The organism is Alteromonas ulvae (genome assembly GCF_048987005.1).
Lineage (GTDB): Bacteria > Pseudomonadota > Gammaproteobacteria > Enterobacterales > Alteromonadaceae > Alteromonas.
The window spans coordinates 3,147,037-3,171,674 of record NZ_CP185261.1; the positions used below are offsets into that span (position 1 = coordinate 3,147,037).

The following is a 24,638-nucleotide window of genomic DNA, read 5'->3' on the forward strand; positions in this document are numbered from 1 at the left end:
CCTCAAAAATAATATTCTAATGAAAATTGAACGTGATCGTCTCTACGCAAGAAAAAAAACGGGTCTTCCGTGTCGTCAGAAGAAAAAAAGTACCCATTGAATGTCCAGCTCCAGTTTTCAGTTAATCGGCTTGATGCCTCGACAAAACCGGAATATGTTGACGATTCATCCAAATCCTGCACAAAACCAAATAATACCTCAGTTCCAGCGATATCATTAACGATAACGCGCAAGCCCGTCATCAAGTCGTTTTGCCCTATCGCGAAAAAATTACTGTCTCGTTCATCATATTGATATTCGGCTAAAACGCCCAAACCGTAGCGCGAGCCCCAAATACCTTGTTTAGTATATTCAAAACCCGTGACTAGCGCGGCAAAATCTTCTGACTGACCGCTTCGGTAAATAGACTCTAACTTTAAAAGCCACGCGCCTGATACTTTTAACACATCGATGCCAATTTGATCTATTTGCGCATAAAAAGGCAGGATTTCAGGTCTGCCATCTTGGTCAAGTCTTGTAACAAGCTCAGGCTCTCTAGTGGTACCTGAGAATGCAGACAAACCTACCTCCCAGTCAGCGATAGACGATTGCCACCGTATTGCTATATCGAGATGTCGTTCCTCATCATCAGACTCATACAATGCGTCACCTATGGCAACGGGGGGCCTTAAACGGCCACTTTCTCCCTGAAATGTCCGCTCTCTGAAATAGGGTAATGCATATACAGAGAACATTCCGTAGTCAGAAAAGTAGTTAACATTCACCATTGGCTGGCCCAGTTTAACTTCACCATCAACACTTTCTACCGAATCAGTTTGATTAATAATATCAACAAGGTGAAGAGATTCAGTTTGGCCCCAAAACACCTTGCCAATGCCAACCCTGGTCTCCCAAGCATCCGCATAGTGTGCCCACAGAAATTCCCTTATATCACCATGCGTTCTCTCATCATCATGCTCATCAATACGATAAAATGGTTTAACAACAAGGGTATCTGCTCCACCGTTCCACTGCGTATAAATTTCAGGCATAAGATACACTGAACTATAAGTCCGCTCCTGAGGTGCATACAATGCATCTTGAAGAAAATACCGTTGCTCAAATCCAGCTGAGCCAGTCAGCTCTACTTCTGCATAAGCATTACCGACAAGTGCTAGCACTCCACATAAGGAAAAAGCTCTTATCATCGTGCTCTTTTCAACCTATTTTGATCAAAGTCACTCTCTGACAACTCGGTGTCAAAGTTGATATCTTCGGTAATGAGAAAGGTGGATTTACGGGTTTGTACGTTTCGCATTTCACTTCGCATAGGTCGCCAAAATTTGTCTTTATACAGTTGGTATTCTTTAAGTACTAGTACCTTTAACAAGGCGTCCTTTTTATCATAAAACTCAATTTTCTGTACACGATAGTGGGATTTATCAATCCACACCTTTTGTGAGGTGTACCCAGAGTATTCATAATTAGGCGTTTGTCTTAACACAAAGCACACTTCGCCGTTGACCTCTTCCTCGCCAAGATATTCGTAGGAAAATTTTTCTACTTCATAAGACGTCATGTCTTCAAAAGCAAACTCGCTGCCAACAAATGGGCCGCTTTTATTTCTCGACGAAATTCGTTTAACTCTCTTCAATGCGGGTAAGTAAATCCACTGTTCATCAGGCTCCAGTGCATGAGAAAAACTCAAAAATGCGGTTCCTTTTACGTCACGTGGAGAGTCAAAAACAGTCATTGCTTTATCACCATCATCAGCAACTTCCAACGATTTAACATCGAGTTCACGCTGTGCTTCCTGCCCCTGACTGTTCTTCAATATCATCGTCACTTTTGCTTCGGTAGTCTTCCAACCCATATCCCGACGCTTCCTTTCTTGAGCAATTTCCAATGCATCTACGCTCGCATTTTCTTGAGCCACGGCGTTAGGTGTACTCAATATAAACAAGACGCATATCGCCAACAATTTATGTGTAGGTATCATGTAAGACTCCCTTTATTCAAAGATGACGTTTTCTGTTCAACGTTTTTGTCTGTGTTTTTTTCTGTATTTTTGTCTTTACTCACTAACAGAGCCGGAAGGAAAACAAAATCGACAATTAATGCTGCCACTATAATAATGATAGTTAGCGTCCCCATGTGAGCGTTCAGCATAAAGCTTGATGTAGCTAATACCGCAAACCCCAATGTTAAAACAATGGTCGTTGTCATCAACGCCATACCAACAGAGCTAAAAGCAAAAATAATACTTTGTTGACTACTTTTATTATCGTTACGAGCGGTTTGGTATTTAGATAAAAAGTGAACGGTATCGTCAACAATAATCCCCATCGTCATACTAATAACGACAGAAAGTGCCATATTTATCTCCCCGGATATGAGTCCCCACACGCCAAAACCCACCGCCGCAGGTAGTAAGTTGGTCACTAAACTCACTACCCCTAACGTTAACGACCGTAACGCAAACAATATGAGCCCCGATATCAAAATAAGCGCCACTATACTGCCTAATACCATGCTCTTCATATTGCGTTCTCCAATATGAGCAAACATAAGTGGTGGGCTTGCTGCTTCTATTCTGTAATCGTTATTAAGGGAATTATAAAATGCTTTCGCGTCTTTCTCTAACTGAGTTATTTCATTGCTGCCTAAATTATCTATCACAGCAATAACTCGCAATGCCGACTTATCAATATCAATTTGATTGCCAAGGTCCAAACCAAAAGGAAGTGACATTTCGTAAAGCAGAAGATATTGCGACGCTAACTCTGGATCGTTTGGAATCACATTAAACGCCTCGTTATCCTCATTCATATTCTTGTTAAGGCGCTTTAACGTATCGGTAAATGTGAGAACGTGATTTACTTCACTGCGTTGAGATAACCATTCTGAAAACAACGCTATATCGTTGAGGAATTCAGCCTTTGTTATGCCGTAGGGTTCATCAGTGTATATAACGAAGTCAATGTTCGACATCCCCCCAAAAGTGCTCTCATTCACATCTACCGCCTGCCTGAAAGCGCTTCGCTCATCAAAATACTTTACCGCAACATCGTTCAGCCTATTGTTCACTGCAAACGCACTAATTATGGCAATTGCAAAAACTGACAATATCAGCATTGCTTTGTGATGAGTAACTACATACTCACCCCATTTCGCGAATAAGTTGTGCTCTTTTGCTTTATTTGCGCTTAGTTGCTTGAGTAAAAGCATAGAAGGCAACACAGTGAGAGACAGTACACAAGCTATCATGACTCCAACCGCTGTCATATTGCCAAGATGCGCAATTACAGGTACTGCTGAAAAGTTAAGCATTAGAAAGCCTATTGCCGTCGTTATACTTGTGATGAGTATAGGCTTGCGATTGACTTTACTACTTTGCTGAATGGCGTCAACATTTGATAATCCTTGACCTAAAAAGTACTTAACTCCAACAATAAAATGGATACAGTCGGCCACTGCAAGTGTAGTTATCATTGTAGGGGCATTCACTGTTGCAGTACTAAGATAAATACCAACCCACCCCGTTAACCCGACGGTTATGGAAATAGAAACAACCACTACCACCATGGTAAATACGGCAGACCAAATTGAACGAACGATGACGGCGATTGAGAGAAAGATTAACAAAAACATCGCTGGAATGAGGGTTTCAGCGTCGTTTTGTGCTGCCACTGCAAATGCGTCGTTCATAATAACCATGCCAGTGAGATAAATCTCATGATCTGGATATTGACGTGTCATTCTTGCTTTGATTTCCTCAGCGGCATCGGCAATTTCAATGACGGCTTTGGTTTGATCACCTTCTGGTAATTGAATAGTTGTATCAACCACAAAGGCGCTTCCATCTTTCGATACTAATCTGCCGTTAAGCTCGGGGGTGGAAGTAATTATCTGTTTAATGCGCGCGATATCTTCATCGCCGTCTACCTTTTCAAACAGTAAGTCTTCAACAATCAGATCGCCGTCAAGATCGTAGGTATTTTGGTAGTTAGCAATAGAATCTACTCGGGTAGACAAAGGCAACTGCCACGCTGCTTCAGTAATGTCATAAACCAAGTTAAGTGTCTCTTTGTTAAACACATCTCCTTGGTTTGGCACCACCATAAAGGCAACGTTTTCAGTCTTGTTAAACACATTCTGCATTTCCTCGAATGCCATTCTCTGAGGATCAGTCTCTTCAAAAAATACTTTGTAATCTCCACGAAAATAGAGATTTTGAGCGCCTATTAGTGCTACTGCCATAATAAGTAACGTTAAGACGAGAGAGGCCTTTGGAAAGGCTAAATAGAAAGGTCGCGATACTGACTTGTGATTCATCACAACATCCTAGGGTTGAATAGAAAGGAACTTGCTGACATTGATGTCATAAAGATAACGCATACTGCCGAAGTTGTCTTAATAAAAGCCGTTAATTAGCGCGTTTTACACATCATCACTCCACCTCACGCCAAAACATAAAAACCCTAAGATATTGATTTTGAATCACATTACAGTATTTTAACTTCTTAATTAACGATTTTTTTTGATCTTTTGTAAATATGTTGTAGTATTCACTATAACAACTGGTCAGATGAGCGGATGAGTAAAATGAGTATTAGAACTAGCTTAAAGAAAGTGCTACCCCCAATTTCAATCACAGAACAAGAAGCCCTTGATGCGGGTGACGTGTGGATTGAATCTTCAATTTATCAGGGAAAGCCTGACATGCAGGCACTTCGCGATATCCCTCAGGCAAAACTGAGTGCGGATGAGCAAGCCTTTTTAGACGGCCCAGTGCAAGAGTTGTTGGGCATGATCGACGATTTCGAGCTTGGGAATGAAAAGCACATTCCTCAACACATTATTGATTTCTTGGGTAAGAACCGTTTCTTCTCCATGATTATTCCGAAGAAATTTGGCGGTTTGGAATTTAGTCCTTACGCGAACTCGACTATTGTTGCCACTATTGCTGCGAAAAGCGGTGCGATTGCGGTAACGGTGATGGTACCTAACTCGTTAGGCCCGGGTGAGCTGCTAATGCATTATGGTACTACTGCACAACAAGAATACTGGTTGCCGCGTTTATCAGATGGCCGCGACATTCCGTGTTTCGCCCTTACCAGCCCAGAGGCTGGTTCAGATGCGGGCGCTATTCCAGATGCAGCAATCGTCACCAAAGGTGAATACAACGGTGAAGAAGTGCTTGGCCTTCGCGTAAGCTGGGACAAGCGTTACATTACACTTGCTCCAATCGCAACGGTTCTTGGCCTGGCGTTTAAGGTGTTTGATCCAGACCAATTGCTTGGCGATAAGTTTGAGCACGGTATTACCTGTGCATTGCTACCTAAGTCGCACCCTGGTGTTGAGTTAGGTAATCGTCACGATCCAATGGGCGTTCGTTTTTATAACGGTACCACGCGTGGTCAAGATGTGTTTATCCCAATGGATTTCGTTATTGGTGGTCAGAAGAACATCGGTCGCGGTTGGCAGATGTTGGTGAGCTGCTTAGGTGCAGGTCGCGGTATTTCACTCCCTGCGATGGGCGTTGCGACTGCTCAATCAGCGTTTAAAGGCACCGTTGAGTACTCGTTTGTACGTGAACAGTTTGGTCTACCAATCGGCCGCTTCGAAGGTATTCAAGAGAAGATGGCAGACATCGCAGGTAAAACATTCTTGCTAGAAGCAATGCGTGTTCTTACCACTGAAGGCCTTGGCTTAGGTGTTAAACCTTCTGTTGTGACTGCTATTGCTAAATACCACATGACTGAACTTGGTCGTGATGTATTGAACTCAGCAATGGACGTACAGGCAGGTAAAGCCATTCAGCGTGGCCCTCAAAACACGCTGGCTGGCGGCTATTCAGCGCTTCCTATTGCCATTACGGTTGAGGGCGCGAACATCCTTACCCGTAATCTAATGATATTTGGTCAAGGTGCAATGCGTTGTCACCCACACCTTAAGGACATGGTTGACCTCATTCACAGCAACGACAGTTCTGCTGATGCTGAATTTAACAAAGTACTTCGCAAAACTATCGGATTTAGTGTGAAAAATGCGTTCCGCAGTTTAGGTAAAGGGTACTTACCTTTCCTACGCGAGTCTGAGTCAGCGTTGCCAGAAGTACGTCAGTATGAAAAGCGCGTAAACAGCATTTCTGCGAAGTTAGCGCCTCTAGCCGACTTATCACTTGCTGTGCTTGGCGGCGACCTTAAGAAGGCAGAGCTACTGTCTGCTCGCTTAGGCGACGTAATGAGCTACCTATACGGTGCAATGGCGGCAATTCGCTTCTACGAGCAACGTATTGAAGATAGAAAGTTGGCACTACCGTATTTTGAGTACGCGATGCAGTGGTCTTTACAGCAGGCTGATCAGGCAATTGTTAACTTTATCAACAATTTCCCGAATACGGCGACGCGCGGCCTAATGCGTTTGTTAACTAACACTTACACAAACAGCGTTAAGGGTATTAGCGACGACCTAGTGCGTGAATTGTCACTTGCTTCTATGCAAGACAACAGCGTGAAAGATCAGTTAACTCACTTAGTTCGCGTTATTCCAGGTGATGGTAACGACATTAACGAGCAAGCGTTTAAAGCGAAACACGCCGTTGCTCACTTGCTTAGCAAAGTGCAAAAAGCGCTTCGCAAAGAGCCAGTGGTTCCGTTTATCTCGTTTGAACATGCGCTTAATAAGCTTCAAGAGAAAGGCGTTGTTAACGCTGATGAAGCAGCGAAACTGCATGACTACAATGAGAAGCGCAAATTAGCGGTACGTGTTGATGAATACACGTTTGACTTAGAGTTACTTCCAGCATCGCAGACATTAACTGCGGTAGACGGTGGAAAGAACGCTGCCTAAGCGCTGATTTTTACAAATAATTTGAAAGCCCCAGCATCCTCTGGGGCTTTTTTTTGACTTTATATTTTGATACTTAACCGTTTATATAAATGGCGGTTCACACAGTTGGCTATTTGCTGAGTTGTTTCCTATTCTTAGACGTATTGGATCTGCAATCGTGAGGAAAGGATATGCCCACAGAAACTTCCACAGGCTTTGTGGCTTTCGCTTTGGCTCTTCTGTCCATCAACCTAACTGCATCAACAGCTTATGCCGACCATGATGACGGTCATTTTATTATTGGTTACATAAACCATCCTCGTGTGAACGACTTCTATAAACCGGTGATCAAACACGCTTATGAACAAATAGGTATTACCGTAACTTTTGAAAAAGTGGGAGGCAAAAGAGGGTTAAAGCTTTTAAATGAAGGAATGACCGATGCAGACGTTATCCGATACGACGTAGTAACGAAAGATAACCCCAACGTGATTGCCATAGAACCGCAGCTATCAAGAGGGGCATCGTTTTTACTGTGCGTTAAAAGCGTTGAGTGTCATGTCGATATCATCAACGACCCTACTGCTGGCATCGCGGTCACTACTCGCTTTTTTAAGAACGTCGAGCAGCAACGCAACAAATTTCAAGCCAATTTTTATGAGTTTGAAGACTTCTATCATGTTGTTCAATTAATAAAGACTGGTCGCTTTGACTACGCCATTGCTCCAAGCGACTTTTCTGAACTCAATATTTTTGACGAATATGGTTTCACCCATATTCCCCTTGTTAAGCACAAATTAGTGCACGTTATCAATAAAAAGCATTTACACCTTAAAGATAAGCTGTCTGAGGCAATCGCTATACAACTAAAAATACACCAAACAAGACAGCCTGGTGAACTGTAAAGAGGATGAAAGCTCAGAAAAATTTAGCCGCAGATACAACCAAAAATGCCCGCGTTAAGCGGGCATTTTATTGGTTAAACTAACAAGCTATTAGTCAAACATATACTTAAGGGATAATACTGTTGTACGACCGTTTAGAGGACGAGCTCGTACGAAGCTCCCCACGGCAGCAGAACCTTCTTCAGATTCTGTGATAATAAATTCATCCGTCGCATTATTCACGTTAAGTGCCACTGAAAACTGGTCGTTCACCCAATACGTCGCGAACAAGTTAACCAAGTTGTACCCTTCTTGGAACAAGTCGTTATTGTCTTGAACAAAGTACTCTGATGAACCTTGTATTGACGCACCCACTGACCATGTGTCTGTGACGTACTCTGGTGTAATTGTCCAAATCCAGTCTGCTTGACGACGAGGCGTGTTACCAACTAGGGCTTGATTTTCTCTATCGCGAGAAATTTCAGCATCTGTCCACGTTACGTTACCTGACACTCTGAAGTTATCCGTAGCTTCCCAACGACCTTCAACTTCAAGGCCTCGAGCTTCGTATTCGCGCATGAACGTTAAACCGCTGGTCACTTCTGCCTGTGTATCTTCGGTAACGGTATCGAACAACGTGGCGTTAACCATTAAGTCTGCTGTGCCGTATTTGTATCCCAATTCAAACTGTTTAGTCGTATCAAAGCCTGACGTGGTGTCTGTTAGGCTACCATCTTGATTCAGTGTTCCACCAATTTGTAGTAAACGGTCTGCAATGGCACGGCCACCTTTTGAGTAGCGAGCGAAGAACGTTTGGTTGTCACTTAACAAATATGAACCACCTACTGAGTACGACGTGTTATTTGCTGTGTAGTCAACAATTTGAGACACCGCGCCTGCGCGATTTAAATTAATAACACCACCGCTGATAAAGCCAGCGTTTTGTGCAGATGCATCTTCAATCTGCTCAATAACACCGTTGCCATTAATGTCGAAGTCAGTGTTACCGCCACAGCATGAATTGATCAGCTCACCCGACGCGTCTACTGTGTCATGTCGTACCGATGCATCAATGAGGATATTGTCAGATAGCTCAAAACCAACGTTCATATAAGGTGCAGTGGTAACGTAATTAAGGTCCCACTCCCAAGAGAGAAAGCTAGGAGAGAGTAAGCCACCAGACACTAGATCAACGCCGTCTCCGGTGGTGATATTTAGCATTTGTGAATTATCGCCATCCAGCGTTTGGATGTATGTCTGCCAGCTTGACCAGCTCGTTCCGATATTTTGATTTGAGTAGTAGTAACCAACGGTTAAGTCAACACCATTATCAAATTCTTTGCGCAAGCTAAAGTCGTTGATCATGTTGCCAAGATCGTTAATACGCGTGTCGAACTGAAGGTTGGTAAACGCAAGACCCGTGTATTCTTGACCAGCGCCAGGACCATTCGCGAGGGTAACCGAAGTTGAATCACAATTTAATGCGTTGCCGTTTCCATCAGTTGCGCCAGCACACAGCGCTGATGCGAAATTAGACACATCACCAGGACCAGCAGGGAAACCGTCGGTAAATGGGGCGATAAAACCGCCGGAAATATCTGAAGTACGGAATTTATTTAATAGGAATAGGTTGTCAGCAACTTCTAAATCAACTTCTATACCAAAAGAACGTACTTTAGACTCAATACCATCTCGAACGTCACGGTTTTCAGGGTTACCAAAGCTGTCAAAGGTCGATGCATTAGTATTGTACACAGAGTTGAGTGCTTGTGAGCTAGCGTCGTAACCCGGCACAGCACCAAACTCACCGTCTCCTTTTACCAATACTGGTGAAGGCAAATAGGTTGACACTCTGTCGTCTAAGTTTTTGAAATGAAAACGTATGTGACCTTTGTCTAACAATTTTGTGATATTAAGCTTAACTTGGCCACCTTGCTCACCATTGTAGCCCGTCTCACGGGGACCTTCGCCGCCACGTGCAAAACCGGCAACGTGGTAATACAAGTCATCGCTGATTTCACCGCCGTAGCGGAAATCTAAACGAAACTCATCGTAGTCAACACCAAAAGAAGTACCAATGGCACCACCGCCCACTTCACCGGTGTTGCTGATCATGTTAATAACACCGCCTGGCGAGTTACTTGCAAACGTAGACGCTGAACCACCACGAATGGCCTCTACGTTAGCAACAGACCAATCATAGCGTAAAAAGTTATCAGCATTACCAAAGTTGATATCGCCGTATTCAAGAACGGGAAGACCATCTTCGTGAAGCTGTAAGAATTTTGAACCACCCGTCGCTAAAGGAATACCGCGAATAGTGATATTTGCATTACCGCCACCACCAGAAGATTCAGCACGGATACCAGGAAGTGCACGGAACACTTCAGCCGTTGAACGAGGTGCTAGTTTGATAATGTCAGTCTCATCGAATGAACTTACTGAAACACTCGCTTCCTGCATCGTCGCGCCACCAGGCGTAGCAGTAACAACGATTTGTTCATATTTCTCTTTGTTCTTCTTTTCAGCCTCTGAAGGTGCTGCTTCTTGAGCGAAGGCAGTTCCAGAAAGTGCTGCGCAAACAGCGAGTGTCAATGTGTTTAATGTATGTGTGTTTTTCATGTCATCTCCGGCGGTGTGTTAGAGCCTTGATATCCAAATTGCTTACTAAATACGACACAGCGATTGCACCCGCTGCTTAATCGATTAAGAATGTATACCAAGATTCTCATCTTGTAAAGATTCTGTGAAGAAAATTATCAAAATTAAACATAGTAATTAGTCTAACGAACAATTAATTTACAGAATGCATGATGGCTTAACAGATACACGTTCACAAAAACATAAAAGGTTAAACGTTTAAGAAAGACTGCATCAGTCTTGTTTCATGTAAGCTAACGCTATGCACTTGTTCCTTTGTCGTTGATAAAAGCATAGTACATAGCTTACAAATGGGTAAAACTTAGCTCTACTAATCAGTTTTTATTTATCCCGTTAACGAATATTTAAAAATTTTTTATTGGAAGTTTTAACAAATAATACGCTTCTAATTGTTATAAATAAGTAATTGTAAAGAAGAAGCGGTATGCGTGTGTGAATAGGTTATATTTAGAGAGAAGGCAAATGCTATCCATGCTGCAATACGCAGTATTTGTGCAGTGATGATAAAGAGAGGCGACAACCTTGCATCTTTACGATTATGAAATACCAAAAGAGAGCGTAGATAGGGACACGGTGAATATGCTCATGGAAAACTCTGCTGTTGCCTTAACGATGACAGCGTTTCTGTTTTCCGGGCTGATATTCTTTTTTCAATCTACTGATCCATCAGTTTCACAGATTAAATTTTCGTTATTGCTAACAATGGCTTTGACACTTTTTGCGAGATGGCTAGATGCCTTATACTGGCGTAAACGACTTCGTGGCACCGAATTTATACCAGCGCCCGCACTTCTGCGCTTTTCGCTAGGTTTAATTGCAACAGGCATTATTTGGGCCCTTTACACTACGCTTCTTTACCATTCGATGGGGATGGTTGAACTTGCCGTTACCATGGTGGTCATCGCCAATATGGCTGCTGGAGGAAGTACGTTTCTCTCACCCAGTAAAGTGTTGGTCGTCTTTTACGGAACTGTATTAATACTTCCGATTTCTGTGTGTGCATTGTTTAACAATGATGAATTTTTTGTACTTGGCGTTTTCGGTATCGTGTTTTGGGTTGGTCTTTTTGCCAGTGCGTTTAGGTACAACAATTTTTTTATCAACACTGTTCAACTCAAAGCTCAAAACATGATGCTGGTAGAGCAAATGAAACGAGAGCGGCAGCAAACTGATAGAGTGAATCAGCTTTTGCGCAACACAAATCAGCGACTCGATGATGTCAATGGCAGTTTAGAAATGAAGGTACAAAAGCGTACTGAAGACCTTTTTCGTTTGTCAAATCACGACCCACTCACAAACCTCCTCAATAGAAATGGGTTGCTCAAACACATGAACCCATTGATCGAAAAAACAAAAGCATTGGAGGGATCGTTTGCCGTTTTGTTTGTGGATTTAGATGGGTTCAAGCAAGTGAATGATAGCTTAGGTCATAAAATAGGCGACACCGTGCTCACTGAAATTGCACAACGACTTAGTAAATATTGTGAACCCAACCACCTTGCGCGATGGGGTGGTGATGAGTTCGTTGCACTTTTGCCGTATGTCACTGTGGACACCGCGAGAACTATTGCCCACGCAATGCGAAGTGGAATTGCTATTCCGGTGACCGCTAATAAAAATCAGATTACCTTAGATGCTACTATTGGTATCGCCATGTTTCCAGAGCATGGTTACACTGATATGGATTTAATTCAGCATGCAGACCTCACCATGTATGACCAAAAACGCAGGCAAAGAGGTTCAGTGGGTGTATTCAATGAAACATTACACAACGAGGTAAAACGAGAGCAACGTTTGTGCGAACGTTTACGCAATGCCATAGATAACGATGAGTTGTGTGTGTACTATCAACCAATAATTGATGTTAACACTAACGCGTTGTCTTCCGTAGAAGCACTGTTGCGGTGGTTCTGCGATGGAGAAAATATTACACCGGATGTATTTATCCCCCTCGCTGAGCGCTCAGGAATGATGCCCGAAATTGGCGCATGGGTGCTAAATCGTGCATTAATCGACTTATCTCATTGGTCAGCATCCGACTCAATGTGTCTATCTGTGAATGTGTCTATTGCACAATTGTTGGACGATGAGTTTATTAAAATTTTAGATAATGCTTTGCAAACTACTAGAGTAGCACCACAGCGGTTATCGTTAGAGGTGACAGAAAGCGTTTTTGCAAACGATGAAGAGCTGGTTACGCAGCGACTAAATGCATTGGTCACTCGTGGCGTGAGGATATCTATCGACGACTTTGGCACGGGATACTCGTCGCTATTTCGACTGCAAACCATGCCTTTTAACTTTATTAAAATAGACAGATCTTTTGTTAAGAATACATCTGAAGAGAGTGATACCATAATACGTGCAACGCTGTTGATGGCAAAAGAGTTTGGCTGTGAAACCATAGCTGAAGGCATTGAAACAGAGCAGCAATTTAGGCATTTAGCAATGCTGGGCACAGACTATCTGCAAGGTTTCTATTTTGCCGAACCCATGAAGCTTGAAGATTTGAAAAACTGGTATAACGAAAAAAATTAATCACCATGGCACAACTTTATTTTTATTATTCTGCGATGAATGCAGGAAAATCTACCTCGCTTCTCCAATCTGCATACAATTACCGTGAGCGCGGTATGCACTCAATTATATATACTGCGGGCATTGACGACCGTTACGGTATTGGAAAAGTAACCTCTCGAATTGGTTTGCAGGCTGATGCAAAACTCTATAGCAGAGACGACGATTTATTCGCCTCAATAAAACAAGACGAACAAGAACGCTCCCTCGATTGTATTTTCATTGATGAAGCACAATTTCTAACAAAAGAGCAGGTTCGCCAGTTAGTCGACGTTGTTGACGAGCTTGATGTGCCTGTACTGGCTTACGGGTTGCGTACAGATTTCTTAGGTGAAACCTTTGAGGGCAGTCATTACCTTCTCGCGTGGGCAGATAAACTGTTCGAGCTCAAAACCGTCTGTCATTGTGGTCGAAAAGCGAATTTTGTAGTAAGACTGGACGAACAAGGTAATGCTGTTACAGGTGGTGACCAAGTTCAAATAGGCGGAAACGACACCTATGAGTCTATGTGCCGTAAGCACTTTAAAGCACTCGTGTGGAATAATGCCTAACTTTTTAGCAAAGCCTGATATAGCGCCCCAAGAATGGGGCTAGCTACGTATTTATATCGGCAGCGCCGCAACCCCTTACATTAACATCAACGGTAATCAATACTAATGACGAATGGTTTCGCCCAGCCTCAAATCAAACGGCAGTATTTGCTTGCGAACTTCACCGGCTAATAACGCTTTAGCGGCCGCTTCTCCCTTAGCGACACTAGACTGACAAACGGTTGTTAAATGGGGTCTGGCTCTATCTGCTTCTTCAATGCCGTCAAAACCTGTGATTTTAAGTTCGTTTGGCACATCAATCCCCATCGCTAGCGCGCTGTGCAACAACTCCAACGCAATAATATCACTCATACACAGCACTGTATTGGGTCGCGGTGAGCTCATTAGCACTTCTTTAGCGGCTTGTCTGGCGTAGCTTCTGTCACTCTCAGGAAGGTGCCAAATCCATTCATTGTTTATTTCGATGCCCTTCTCGTTCGCAGCACGCACATAGCCATCTAGTCGGCGATGGGAGATTGAACTATTCACATCAATCAGCGGGCTATCATAAATTCTGCAGGTAGTGGGCGAGTCAATTAACCGCAAGCCAAGTACAGCAACAACATCATTTTCATGAATTGCCGCTTTGGCAACGTCATAAGCAGCGTTCTCGTTGTCAATGTTAATGGAAGGCACATCATCAATATCAAAATCAACGGTAATAGCAGGTTTGGACTGAGCTGCAATTTCTTGAGCGAGCTTATAATTTCGCGGTGCACCATAGCAAATAAACCCATCAACAAAGTCCACAACATCTAAAATACTGTTGGAATCGCCAGCATAAAGGAGCAAATGCTTTCCCTGTTGCTGAAGCGTTGTGGACACTCCTTTTATAAACGTACTGGCTACAGGATCGCTCACCATGTAGGCAATGCTGTCAGCAAGAACGAGGGCTACAATGTTTGACGTACCTTTGCGCAAAATTTGTGCGGCCTTGTTAGGGCCTAAATACCCTATGCGCTCGCACTGCGCGAGTATTTCTTCTCGTTTCCCTTTTGATAACTGATCGGGACGATTAAAGGCATTTGAAATAGTAGCGGTTGATACGCCAAGTTGTTGTGAAACATCTTTAAGCGTTAACTTGGTCTTTTTCATCGTTATTAACTCACTGTACGAATCTTAATCGATAACTGCTATGGCAATATTACATTGCCTTATCGAGCAGTGCGCCGCAAAATAATAACACTAACTTAAACGTTTAACCCCCATAAATTAACGAATTTCTAACGGAAACTTAAAAATTTTGTATTAACTAAAACAAAAGTTGAAAACGTCAAAACAGCGCTAACGAGTACCAAATATTTTATCCCCAGCATCGCCTAAGCCTGGCAAAATATAACCGCTCTCATCAAGACGCTCATCAATTGCCGCGGTAAAAATATCAACATCGGGGTGCTTATCTACCACGCTGCGAATACCCTCAGGGGCTGCTACCAAGAATAACCCCATGATGTTTTTACACCCTTTTTCTTTTAGCAAATCGATAGTAGAAATTAAGGTACCGCCAGTGGCCAGCATGGGGTCGACAATCAGTGCCGTCCGCTCATCAATATTTTGTACTACTTTGTCAAAGTAGGCTACAGGTTGCAGAGTCTCTTCGTCGCGGTACAGTCCTACCACGCTTATTTTGGCGTTAGGGATAAGCTTTAGTACCCCTTCTAACATGCCCAGGCCGGCGCGCAAAATTGGCACCACGGTAATTTTTTTGCCCTTGATCTGTTTCACTTCAACATTATCACCAGACCAGCTTTCTATCGTTGCCCGCTCTGTCGGCAAAGTTCGTGTTGCTTCGTAAGTTAGTAAGTTACCAACTTCTGACGCCAATTCGCGAAAGTCTTTACTGCTAATAGTAGCGTTTCGCATTAATCCCAATTTATGAGCAATAAGAGGGTGCGTAATTTCATGAACAGCCATAACGAGTTCCTAAATAGACAATAAACGTCTTACTATAGTAAATGTTAACGCAAGCTCTGTCGCGGTTTACGCAACATCCAATGTTCCGCCATCAGGTAAAGTCACCTCGATAGTTAAACTTCCGCCAACAGCAGCTAAATACGCAGCTGCTCGGTGCAAAGACACATCTTGAATGCGTTTAGATTCAAGTTTACTTACTCCCGATGCAGTCACTGATAACGCCATGGCCACCACTTCTTGTTTAACACGATGCTGTTTTCTGATGTCGCCTAATGTAAGTTCTTTCATTTGTTTTTACCGAAAAATTGAGGGCATAAAAAAGCCCAGTTGGTTCACACCTTCTGGGCTTTTGCAAAACGTTCTTACCTATGCCCAGAAGCGAATACTTGCCCCTGAACAACACGCGTCAGGTGCGGTCAGTAGATAAAATTATAAAAATAAGATAGTGAAACGTTTTGCATGATAATTCTCTTATATCTTTGGGTTTGGGTTTGGCTTTGAAAAACTATTTTCTGGCTACTCACTACGCGAGTACTTTATTACCACTCAGCGAGTGTGCTGGCTCGATAAGTTTGAGCTCAGTCGAAAGCGTATCTACCTATTCGCCCAAACGTGTTATCGGTCTAGTTGACCTTATAGTTAAACATACCATCACTACTGGCAATAACAACTGCTTTCCTAAAAGGAAAGTAGATAATATCGTCTTTGGGCTGCTGCAGCGCTCTATCTACCCCTTAAAATGCAGTACCAGTATTCGCGCTTTTTAGCTTAGCTAAAAATGCAGGCACCTCTGCACTGCCCTCTTCGGGCGACCAAGGTGCAAACCCCTTATCTTCGGTGACATCGTAAGGGCCTTGCTTTACTTCCATAAACACCACGGGGTCGAAACATACTGTGGCATGCCAGGTGTGTGGCGGAATCTCCAATCCTGTACATTCCCCACCCGCTTTCAAGGTAATACGGTTGGTCACCACACCGTGCTCGTCGAAAAATAATAAGTCCAATGCGCCTTCAACTACCATAAAAAATTCCCATTTATGGCGTTGAATATGCTGGTGAGGCCTCACATAAGAGTCGGGAAGCATAGCAATGAATAAGCGCTGCACGACATCGTCGTAAGACTGATGTACATTTAAGTTTGCCCGTTTACGCGGGCTTTTGGCAGCCTCATTTTTCAATGTGGCAAAAGCGGCGTGGTCAAATAGTTGCACGTTATTCATTGCACTCTCTCGTCGTTGCTTGGTCAACAGATCTTAGCTATAACGTCAGCTACTGGATTAGCTACTGTATTCGTTGCTTAATGCTACAGTTTGTCATTGATATGACTTGTCTTACAAGAATAAAAAACGAGCATTACGCTCGTTCTTTTTTTAAACCTATCAGTGCAAGCACATCTTTACACGCCCTAGAGCGTCCCTACCTTTGCGAAAGCAGGATTACGGTGCTTTAAACGATGATAACCCATCCATAAGCACCGTCTTGAGCTCTTGCCCTTCTTCCGTATCAAGGTAAGCCTTAACGCTCTCAACAATTTGTGCAATTTGCTGGGTATCGAGACCTAAGGAGTCAAATTGCTTTTTCAATTCATTCATATTTGAAAAAGATTCGCTGTATCCAGCCGCCTTATCCAGTAAGCCTCCAAGAGAGCCTTTACTGCTCATCTCACTCACATCAGGCGCCGCCGCAAGTAGGCTGTCTAAATTAGGCAGGTTCGATTTAAGCGTCTTGATTTGCTCTGCTGAGATATTTTTTTCAGCATAGCTAAATAGCGCCGCCAAACTTCCCTTAACTTGCTCAGAAGTCATACCCGTTGCATCTTCAACTGAAGCAATCATTCCTTCAATTGTTGGCCCCGTCACTTCTTCGCCTTCAGCGGCCAGTCCTAAAAAGTCTTTGATTGAATCTAGCCAACCTTCAGCCTGTACCTGTGGTGCAACAACTAGCATTGAAGCTAAAGCAAGCGCGTATACACGTTTCATAATTTTTCCCTAATAATTGATATTGCCGATAGGGTAAAACAAAACGCGTAAACACACTATTAGCTTTACGTATGATTTACGTTTAACTTTCTATACGTAACCTCACCGCATCTTTTTCTGCCATCGAGTGCATTTACTAATGCTACCGTTTTGCAACTTCTAACCAGCCACCCTCAATGTTTTTAACAACTTTATCTAAATGGCAAAAAACGGGAATTGCCCAGCCATCGCCCGATTCGTCAGACTGAATACGGCTGTCTGGCCAGGTGTACGCCGAGTGGGAAGACAATAAAACCCAGCTATTTTTGGTATCAGAAGCCTCTGTATTTTTAGATTCCATATCATTAACCGCTGCACCATAGGGCTTCCTTCCCAATGCTTTCCAACCTGTGCTAGAGGTATTAGCTTCAACACCTTTTGGGCTAAATCGAAGCATAGGCTCATCTTGCTTGTCGAGAATCACCATATGATGGTCTCCGGTATAACTCACTCTGATCGCGCTATCGACTCCAGGTATGATCATTGCGCTGAGGTTAGCAATAGGCGTAGCACTGTTATCTAGCGTTACTAGCGTGCGGGTTTCTGGTGGGTTCAGCGATTTGAAAAAGCCATCAATCATCTGACGCTCGCCATCTACCGCAATGCCTATTTGCCACTCATCGGCGTGCTCGTCACTTTTAACAAGCCGTTGATCGTACCAGCCATAATAGTTATTTTTACTCACTTGAGTCCATTTTGCCTCTATATTCCCATCTTTCACCCACTCGGGCAGCGGTCTTGGGCCCGCTGTTTGAACTTTGAACCACATGGGGTGATCCCAATTTGCAAACACTCCCTGCTGAGTGATGCGAATAAACGGGGCATTGTCCTGTGCGAGAACCTCCAAACTTCCCTCGCCTGAGTAAGCAACAAGAATTTCATTGCCCAGTGGTGAGCTTTGTATTTGCGTTACCACATGCCTGTTTTTACTTGGTTTTAGCACTGGTTGCCATTCTCCATCCACCTGGCTGCTGCCGTGCGCGGAGATAGTCTGAGAAAACACTATGAGTAATAAACTTGTTAGACGTAGTTTCATAATGCCCCCTTATCGACATACGTTAGATAGTGAACCAGTAACGCTAATGGTCTTTGATTCAGACGGAACCAAGTTACCTTCATCGTCTCGTGCGTTGACAAACAGCATGTAATCGCCAGGTGGCACAACGGCTTGCTCTTTTGGCATCTGCACTACAATTCTGCCGCTTCTATGACGCACAATGGGTAACTCTACGCTTCGTTGGTCACCGTCTATGAGGTGTGTAATATTGGTGCGGCGCACTAGCACAACAGACTCGATACGTTGGTTCATGGTAGTGGTGGCAGCGTCACTGTTTTTAAGTCCAATTCTGAACCGCTCGCCTATATGCACAGACTGACTTCTTTTTCCAATTGACGGGCGATCGCCAAACATGTAAGGCGGCTTATAAATTTCAAAAGAAGGGTCGCGTCCGTCATTAGGCGAGAAGCCTGGCAAGGTAACACTATAAGCATAGGCGGTATTAATGGGTGCATGACCACCAATTAACACACTTCCATCAGGGAGCAATGCTGCTGAATTATGATAAGTACGTGGGCGGTTTTGTTTTGCAACCTTTCTAAACGTTTCGGTTTCAGGGTCGAATATCTCAGCCTCTAAAATTGGCACGCCAGAACCAGGAAGTACCACCTCGTCTCGGTCTGCACCCGATACCACTAATACTTCACCGGTAGGAAGCAACACGCCGGTGCCATACCAGCGTCCTTGTGACAAACTCCCTGTCGAGCGAGAGTCATACAGCATGGTCTCTCCCTCTATGGTTACTGAGTCGATTCGCGCTAGGTTTGTGCCTAAATAGAGCCCAGGGCTTGTAGCTGCAACGCCGGTTAATACGCCACCAGCGGTTAAAAACTCTGCCTTACTATACTTGCCATTTTCATCGGGCTTAAGTGGCATCATCATAGAAAATGTAGAGCCTCTGAAACCTGCGCCTAATACAGACTGCACGTCTGCTAGCTTGTATGGGTCGTCAATAATCGGTGCTAACGCGTCAAAAGGATTGGCAATAAACTCTTCAGTTAAGCCGCTAAGCAGCCCGCTAAGTGATTTATCTGCTTCGGTATTGGTAATGTTAAGTAGACTGGTTAAATCACTCACGCCCGCTTCGCTTAAATGCAAGGGAAGACCAGCAAAACCTAAGTCGGCCCAGGTTTGCGACTTAGGATCGTAGGCCGCAACAATATTCCAAAGCGCTTGGTCGTAGCCTTGCCCGAAGGGATTAAATGCTTGCCCGCCACCGTTGTAAAAAACATGTCCATTGGGCAAAAGGTGTAAACGTGGGTATAGGGGCAATGAACGCTCAGCTAAGGCTCCATTGTCGGTCCACTCTCCGCACGAGGTATCGTAAGTTTCGGTTACCGTTACGTTTCTACCCGATGTTTCTGGGCGAGTTAAATACACTGGCTTTACAAGCTTGGTAACACCACTGGCTACAAGTACGTTACCGTTTGCCAGTGAGACCGCGCTTGGGTACCAGCGTCCAAAATTCATATCGCCGGTTTTGCGCCAGCTATTGTCGTCAGGATTAAAAATTCGGCTATTTTTGAGCCCTTCTAACTCAGACAAGCCAAAATTAATTGGCTGGCCTAAAAGCTCGGTATTCACTCCAGGCTCATGGTAATAATCGGTACCACCAACTGCCATCAGTTCGCCGTTTGGCAAGCCTACTAAGTCTGCGCAAAAGAGCGCGCCATCATTGTTGGTTCTATCGTCGTCCGTGCCTAAATCGATATCAATAGGATTGCCGAGAAAGCCCGAAATATCGCCGATAAGGGTTTCAGAGTCGTTGCCATCTGGATTGGCACCTGCATCAACAGGAGAAGGGGCAATCCAACTCGCGCTACCGTTTTTCATCGTCAGCACGCGGGTTTGATCGTTTACAATTGCTGAGCCAATTTCAAGTAGCGCGTTGTATTCAACGTTTTCAGTACCTTCAAGGGCATTAAAATACAAAATACGGCCATCATTGAGAAGTGCCAAACTTCCCGCCGCAGGTTTACATTTTAATACCCCTTCATCATTCTCTTCGCACTTACCATTATCGGGGTAGTTATTAAGGGGGTTTTTAATGTTGGTATTATTTTGATCGGCAAACTCACCGGTAACGAGCGGCTCTTCAAATGGATTGGTAAATACCCCTTTTTCTTTGCATATGTGTTCGTTTACGCATTCGGGGGTGACAATGGGAACCGTTCCTTTGTTGCGATCGGCTAGTGCGAAGTGAGAGGTAATACTTAAAGAGAGCAGCGTTAATGCAGGTACAAGTGATGGACGTGTTTTCATTGTTGGCATCCTGTTATTTTAGGTTTACATGCTGTCAAGCAACGGCAAAATTCACCTGACTTGTTAACAGCATGTAAACCGAACGACTCGGGTTCTAGGTTGGATGCAAAAAAATAAAAGTTTTTAAAAACGCATTAAAACGGCTTTGGCTATTTCGACTTTTTCATGCGGCGACTTTGCTCTTCACGCTTCTCTTCGCGCTTCTCTTTGCGATCTTTCTTGTCGGGCGTTAAAGATCCTGTTTTGAATTTCTGCTTACGCTTGGCTTTTGCCTCTGCTTTTTTCTTCGCTGCTTCTTCTATTTCAATTTGCTCTGCCACAAGCATTTCAGGCGTTTCAAGAGTTATGCGACCTAATTTGCCAGACTGAAGTTCTTTTAACAGTATTTCACAAATTTTATGAAGGTTTACGCGCCCACCGGCCATGATAGCGCCGCGACTTTTTGCCGCTGCTTCTAAAAACTCAATCTCGGTATCTGGCAGTTCATCAAGCTTATATCGCTCTTTTAACACCTCAGGGTAAGCCTTTATTAAGTAATCGGCGGCAAAAAAACCAACGTCATCGTATTCCATGGCCGTATTTTTTACTGCACCAGAGGACGCTAAACGATAGATAGAATGCGGATTTTCAAGTTTCGGCCACAGCACCCCTGGGGTATCGAATAAAATAATCCCGCTTCCTAGGTTTATGCGCTGCTGACTTTTCGTGACAGCAGGCTCGTTACCGGTTTTTGCAATAATTCGATCGGCAAGAATGTTAATAAGCGTAGACTTTCCAACATTGGGGATACCAGTAATCATCGCCTTAATCACTTTAGCCTGACCATCTTTATGAGAACATATGCTGCGGATAAGCTGCATAAGTTGTTTACTGTTACCAGGGTTATCGCTTGATGTGGTAATGGTTTTAACGCCGCGCTCTTTTTCTAAGCTCTCTTGCCAACGAGCCGTTATCTCTGGGTCGGCTAAGTCATACTTGTTTAAAATTTTAATACAGGGTTTATCGCCGCGTATCTTGGCAATTTCAGGGTTTTCACTTGAAAAAGGAATTCGTGCATCAAGCACTTCGATAAGTATGTCTACCTGGCTGAGCGACTCTTTTATTTCTTTGAGCGCTTTGTGCATATGACCGGGAAACCACTGAAGAGCCATGCGTTAATCCTATTTGTTGATTGGGGACTGAAAAAATATAAGTGACTGCTATTATTGCTTTGCGGACAGTTTACCAACTGAGAATTTACCTAAAAAGTATGGCCAGTAAAAAACTTGCTCACTCAAAAATCGCGGTTGTGCTAAGGCGTTTAGTTAACATGATAGCTCGTAAGCACAAATATTCACCGCACTAGCAAGGTTCAACGAATCTATTTTACCACTGCCCGGTATGGTAAATGCAGTAGCGTTTAGACGCTTTACATTCTCAGTAGGTACACCACGCGCTTCATTGCCAAAAAGGTAACATTCGAAGTGACCAAAGCTCTCGGATTTTACCTCTTGCCCGCACATGTCTAAATAAGCGAACTTTGAAAATCGTGATGCTAAGCTTTCCAGTGGAACATTAAGCTCCATATCAGCGTGAAAGATTGCCCCCATACTCGACCGAACCACTTTAGAGTTAAACGGATCCACACTGTTAGGGCTGAGCAACAGCTTAAACTGACCAAACCATGCTAGCGTACGCAGTATTGTACCAAGGTTACCGGGGTCTTGTACCTCATAAAGATAGATACAGCGCTTTGAATTGGCACTGCTTGCCGACGTTTGCATCTGCTCGTCGACTGGTACCGTGCACCGCGGCGCGTCTTCAGATAGCGAACTAGTTACTGAATTAAGTACCGAAGGAAGCGGCACCCTAGCGATAATCCCCTGAGGTGATTTTGTATCGCTTATTTGCTGCATTTGCACTGAGGTGACTGTTTGAACCTGGATGACATCATTGCTAAGCAATGGCGCATACTCTGCTTTAGCAGAGTCAAGCCACGCTTCATATTCTGAAGTAACGTATATCGTCACTGTGTTTTTAGGCGCTGACTTCAATAATTCTAAGATCAGATGTTCACCTTCCACCAAATAGTGACCGAACTGAATTCGATACTTTTTTTGGTGTAGCTTTTTAACATCGCTTAGCTTCATTAACTCATGCTCCAGAGTTCGTAATAGACACGTCGTTTAGAATAGGTGCGCCGCTTGTGGCGCGCAAGTTTAAGTGATGTGGTTAAAAACTCAAGGTGATAATGAGGACACTTTTAAATTTAACGACTTCTTACACCCTTGAAGCGCCTTTGCTATGTACCTAACTCATTCCACCTTTGCCTTACACAGATGTAACACTGTAATGAGCGGTTTTTTTGTATTATTAAAGCATAATGCGTCAATTTTTGGAGTTAGCGCGAAAAAAATGTCATAAAAAACAGTGATAACGTCGTTGAAACGTATTGTGATTATCTGTTCCAAACAACCAGTAATAAAGCCGGCAAGCTAATACCTACTATGACTGCTATAACCCGCAACAATGAATCGCCAACTATCACAAATAGCAAAAACACAGAAGATTCAGAGCGCTCTGTGGCAATAAGAGCGTATTTGGAATACACCAAAACTATATTACCAACGATGGCCACGTCATTAGGTCGCCAGTCGGCAAATCAACTCGTCACTTGGCCCATACATAACGATCATTGCTTTCAAAGGGTAGTGCTAGATACTATTTGCCAAGCCCCTTGGTACGACGTTATTCCATCTCCGGCTTATAAAAACCTGTCTTTAGAACAAGCGCGAGCAGCAAAAGCACTATGCAAAAAGATAGCGAATAATCAGGTGTGCCTAACTACCTTAAATAATAGGTCGAAGGCATGGAGAAACAAGCAAGCTAAGTTTGATTTTTAGGTTTTAGTTTTATAGGCGATTAGAGGCGAAATTATGCCGCAACGAACATCACCAAAAGATGCATCAAAAATTCACTGCGCAGAAGATTTGGAAGACGTAGTAGTCGATAAGCGTGCGCAATGGAGAGCCAATGGTGCAAAGGCGCGACGAAGACAGCGTCGGTACAAGAAGAAAGTGGTTACGTCTTTGGTACAAGACATTTATCACAATGAAGCATTTGATTAGCAGCTCGATGCAACGTATGCTCAATGCAGGTTCTGGTAATACCAGTTTACATAATTGTAAAGGGCATAAAACGTATGGCTTTCGATGTTAACATTGAGAATGACATTGCAGTAATCACCTTTGATGACGGCAAAGTAAATGCGGTAGGCTTTGATTTAATAGCGAAATTTAATGCTGCACTTGATGAAGCGGAAAAGAGTGCAAACGCTGTGGTATTTCATGGCGGAGAGGGAAAGTTCTGCGGCGGTTTCGACCTTTCTGTGATGAAAGGCGATGACAAAGCTGAGCAGCATAGGCTTGTTCAAGCTGGGGCAGACCTTATAGTACGTTTGTACGGCTTTCCACTGCCGGTTATCGTTGCGGCAGAGGGCCACAGCATTGCATTAGGTGCTATCATGCTAATGGCAGCAGATTTGCGTATAGGTAAAGACGGTGGCACAAAGTACGGGCTAAACGAAACGGCCATTGGCATGGTGCTGCCCGCATTTGGAATGGAGCTCGCCAAATCAAGGTTGGCACTTACATCACAAACCGAAGCGTTACTTTTTTCGCGTATATTTGAAGGTAAAGACGCGGTGAAGGCGGGCTTTTTAGACGCCGCTGTACCTCAAGATCAGGTGCTTCGCACTGCTCTCGGTTACGCTGAAAAGCTCAAAATGCTTCCACGCACCGCATTCGCCGAATCAAAAATACAGCTTAGGAAAGACACCATTGCCAAAATGAAAGGCTAACGCAAACGTTAAGCAGTGCTAACA

20 protein-coding genes are annotated in these 24,638 nt (G+C 43.7%); 7 read left to right on the forward strand and 13 right to left on the reverse strand.

Annotation, left to right across the window (positions count from 1 at the left end; genetic code table 11):
* Positions 1–2: 2 nt before the first annotated feature.
* Genes ACOJR9_RS13795 through ACOJR9_RS13805 form a run of 3 tightly spaced genes read right to left on the reverse strand, consistent with a single transcriptional unit; the run spans position 3 to position 4,314 of the window.
* The gene (locus ACOJR9_RS13795) at positions 3–1,187 is read right to left on the reverse strand and encodes a hypothetical protein (protein WP_420933509.1); all 1,185 of its coding nucleotides are present in this window, start codon (positions 1,185–1,187) and stop codon (positions 3–5) included.
* Positions 1,184–1,978 carry an outer membrane lipoprotein-sorting protein gene (locus ACOJR9_RS13800; RefSeq protein ID WP_420933510.1) on the reverse strand — a complete coding sequence of 265 codons (795 nt, stop codon included), beginning with the start codon at positions 1,976–1,978 and terminating at the stop codon, positions 1,184–1,186. Before ACOJR9_RS13800 ends, ACOJR9_RS13795 begins: the two co-directional genes overlap by 4 nt.
* Positions 1,975–4,314, reverse strand: coding sequence for an efflux RND transporter permease subunit (locus ACOJR9_RS13805; protein WP_420933511.1), 2,340 nt, complete (start codon positions 4,312–4,314; stop codon positions 1,975–1,977). The genes ACOJR9_RS13800 and ACOJR9_RS13805 overlap by 4 nt, the downstream gene beginning before the upstream one ends.
* A gap of 270 nt (positions 4,315–4,584) precedes the next feature.
* Between ACOJR9_RS13805 and ACOJR9_RS13810 the strand changes: the two genes are divergently transcribed.
* Both ACOJR9_RS13810 and ACOJR9_RS13815 read left to right on the forward strand, forming a co-directional pair.
* The gene (locus ACOJR9_RS13810; protein WP_420933512.1) at positions 4,585–6,834 is read left to right on the forward strand and encodes an acyl-CoA dehydrogenase; all 2,250 of its coding nucleotides are present in this window, start codon (positions 4,585–4,587) and stop codon (positions 6,832–6,834) included.
* Positions 6,835–7,004: 170 nt separating this feature from the next.
* Positions 7,005–7,718, forward strand: coding sequence for a hypothetical protein (locus tag ACOJR9_RS13815; protein WP_420933513.1), 714 nt, complete (start codon positions 7,005–7,007; stop codon positions 7,716–7,718).
* Between the two features lie 90 nt (positions 7,719–7,808).
* Here the strand turns inward: ACOJR9_RS13815 and ACOJR9_RS13820 are convergent, their stop codons facing one another.
* Entirely contained in the window at positions 7,809–10,319 is a 2,511-nt protein-coding gene (locus tag ACOJR9_RS13820) for a TonB-dependent receptor domain-containing protein (protein ID WP_420933514.1), read from the reverse strand.
* Positions 10,320–10,943: 624 nt separating this feature from the next.
* On the opposite strand from ACOJR9_RS13820, the gene ACOJR9_RS13825 reads away from it, so the two are divergent.
* Together ACOJR9_RS13825 and ACOJR9_RS13830 are read left to right on the forward strand one after the other, a co-directional pair.
* On the forward strand, positions 10,944–12,896 hold the full coding sequence (locus ACOJR9_RS13825) for a putative bifunctional diguanylate cyclase/phosphodiesterase (RefSeq protein ID WP_420933515.1): 1,953 nt from the start codon (positions 10,944–10,946) through the stop codon (positions 12,894–12,896).
* Between the two features lie 5 nt (positions 12,897–12,901).
* The gene (locus tag ACOJR9_RS13830; protein WP_420933516.1) at positions 12,902–13,486 is read left to right on the forward strand and encodes a thymidine kinase; all 585 of its coding nucleotides are present in this window, start codon (positions 12,902–12,904) and stop codon (positions 13,484–13,486) included.
* A gap of 102 nt (positions 13,487–13,588) precedes the next feature.
* Here ACOJR9_RS13830 and ACOJR9_RS13835 read toward each other — a convergent pair whose 3' ends face one another.
* The 9 genes from ACOJR9_RS13835 to ACOJR9_RS13875 form a co-directional block, all read right to left on the reverse strand.
* Positions 13,589–14,620, reverse strand: a complete 1,032-nt coding sequence (locus tag ACOJR9_RS13835) for a LacI family DNA-binding transcriptional regulator (RefSeq protein WP_420933517.1) — start codon at positions 14,618–14,620, stop codon at positions 13,589–13,591.
* 189 nt (positions 14,621–14,809) lie between these two features.
* On the reverse strand, positions 14,810–15,439 hold the full coding sequence (gene upp, locus ACOJR9_RS13840) for a uracil phosphoribosyltransferase (RefSeq protein WP_420933518.1): 630 nt from the start codon (positions 15,437–15,439) through the stop codon (positions 14,810–14,812).
* 66 nt (positions 15,440–15,505) lie between these two features.
* On the reverse strand, positions 15,506–15,727 hold the full coding sequence (locus ACOJR9_RS13845) for a DNA-binding protein (protein ID WP_420933519.1): 222 nt from the start codon (positions 15,725–15,727) through the stop codon (positions 15,506–15,508).
* A 446-nt stretch (positions 15,728–16,173) separates the two neighbouring features.
* Positions 16,174–16,659: a WbuC family cupin fold metalloprotein gene (locus tag ACOJR9_RS13850; RefSeq protein ID WP_420933520.1), complete on the reverse strand. Its 486-nt coding sequence runs from the start codon at positions 16,657–16,659 to the stop codon at positions 16,174–16,176.
* A 216-nt stretch (positions 16,660–16,875) separates the two neighbouring features.
* A complete protein-coding gene (locus ACOJR9_RS13855; protein ID WP_420933521.1) occupies positions 16,876–17,418 on the reverse strand; it encodes a DUF2780 domain-containing protein in 543 nt (180 codons plus the stop codon).
* A gap of 142 nt (positions 17,419–17,560) precedes the next feature.
* Positions 17,561–18,493 (reverse strand): hypothetical protein, encoded by a 933-nt coding sequence (locus tag ACOJR9_RS13860; RefSeq protein ID WP_420933522.1) that lies wholly within the window; start codon positions 18,491–18,493, stop codon positions 17,561–17,563.
* Positions 18,494–18,502: 9 nt separating this feature from the next.
* Positions 18,503–20,776 carry a galactose oxidase-like domain-containing protein gene (locus tag ACOJR9_RS13865; RefSeq protein ID WP_420933523.1) on the reverse strand — a complete coding sequence of 758 codons (2,274 nt, stop codon included), beginning with the start codon at positions 20,774–20,776 and terminating at the stop codon, positions 18,503–18,505.
* Positions 20,777–20,925: 149 nt separating this feature from the next.
* The gene (gene ylqF / locus ACOJR9_RS13870) at positions 20,926–21,927 is read right to left on the reverse strand and encodes a ribosome biogenesis GTPase YlqF (RefSeq protein ID WP_420933524.1); all 1,002 of its coding nucleotides are present in this window, start codon (positions 21,925–21,927) and stop codon (positions 20,926–20,928) included.
* 153 nt (positions 21,928–22,080) lie between these two features.
* A complete protein-coding gene (locus ACOJR9_RS13875; protein ID WP_420933525.1) occupies positions 22,081–22,905 on the reverse strand; it encodes a TrmH family RNA methyltransferase in 825 nt (274 codons plus the stop codon).
* A 357-nt stretch (positions 22,906–23,262) separates the two neighbouring features.
* Here ACOJR9_RS13875 and ACOJR9_RS13880 point away from each other — a divergent pair, with 357 nt between their 5' ends.
* From ACOJR9_RS13880 to ACOJR9_RS13890, 3 genes are all read left to right on the forward strand, one after another.
* On the forward strand, positions 23,263–23,658 hold the full coding sequence (locus ACOJR9_RS13880; RefSeq protein ID WP_420933526.1) for a hypothetical protein: 396 nt from the start codon (positions 23,263–23,265) through the stop codon (positions 23,656–23,658).
* Between the two features lie 33 nt (positions 23,659–23,691).
* A complete protein-coding gene (locus ACOJR9_RS13885; protein WP_420933527.1) occupies positions 23,692–23,883 on the forward strand; it encodes a hypothetical protein in 192 nt (63 codons plus the stop codon).
* Positions 23,884–23,957: 74 nt separating this feature from the next.
* Positions 23,958–24,614 (forward strand): crotonase/enoyl-CoA hydratase family protein, encoded by a 657-nt coding sequence (locus ACOJR9_RS13890; RefSeq protein WP_420933528.1) that lies wholly within the window; start codon positions 23,958–23,960, stop codon positions 24,612–24,614.
* The last annotated feature ends 24 nt before the right edge of the window (positions 24,615–24,638 follow it).